Source organism: Pacificimonas flava (assembly GCF_000342165.1).
Taxonomy (GTDB): domain Bacteria; phylum Pseudomonadota; class Alphaproteobacteria; order Sphingomonadales; family Sphingomonadaceae; genus Pacificimonas; species Pacificimonas flava.
Genome location: NZ_AMRV01000038.1, coordinates 1 through 884 on the forward strand (window position 1 = coordinate 1; position 884 = coordinate 884).

The following is an 884-nucleotide window of genomic DNA, read 5'->3' on the forward strand; positions in this document are numbered from 1 at the left end:
GACAAGATTGTTTTCGCGTACGGGGCTGTCACCCACTACGGCGCCTCTTTCCAAAGGCTTCCGCTAACGCACTTGCCAGCACTGGCCTGGTCCCGGTTCGCTCGCCACTACTACGGGAGTCTCGGTTGATGTCCTTTCCTCCGGGTACTGAGATGTTTCAGTTCTCCGGGTTTGCTTCTCCAAAACTATGTATTCATCTTGAAGATAACCGCCCCAATAAACCGTAGCGGACAAACCGGCCGAAACCGGACCGCCCGTTATGATTTATTGGAGAAGCTGGGTTTCCCCATTCAGAAATCCATGGGTCAAAGACTGCTCACGTCTCGCCATGGCTTATCGCAGTGTGCCACGTCTTTCATCGCCTGTGCATGCCAAGGCATCCACCAAATGCTCTTACCTCACACTTGAGAGTCCACACCACCATCGGCAGCACTGAACGCGCATGCCAACGGCAATATAGAACTATTTAATCTCAGCTTGATCTGAAATGCTGCGCCCCCAACCAGACACCAGTGGTACGACCCACACGGCGCTGACCGGATGCACACATCCCGATCGGCATCGATTTTCAAACCCATTCACAATGTCAATGATCGCAAAACCGCAGGATAAACCGCGGCGCTACCGGCCAGAGGCCGGATCCCGTATATCTTCATCCCGGAGATGTTGGTGGAGCCTAACGGGTTCGAACCGTTGACCCCCTGCTTGCAAAGCAGGTGCTCTACCAGCTGAGCTAAGGCCCCGCACCAATCGTCACGACCCCGCCCGAAGGCAAGGATCATGGTGGGCCGAGGAGGACTCGAACCTCCGACCTCACGCTTATCAGGCGTGCGCTCTAACCACCTGAGCTACCGGCCCCTCCACGCCATCATAGCGGGCAAGGA

General features: G+C 55.9%; 2 tRNA genes and 1 rRNA gene. All 3 read right to left on the reverse strand.

Annotated features, from left to right (window positions below):
• Nucleotides 1-407 (reverse strand): 23S ribosomal RNA (locus C725_RS15060); the annotation flags it as partial.
• 260 nt (nt 408-667) lie between these two features.
• A tRNA-Ala gene (locus tag C725_RS15065) sits at nt 668-743 on the reverse strand.
• Nucleotides 744-781: 38 nt separating this feature from the next.
• Nucleotides 782-858, reverse strand: a tRNA-Ile gene (locus C725_RS15070).
• Between the last annotated feature and the right edge of the window lie 26 nt (nt 859-884).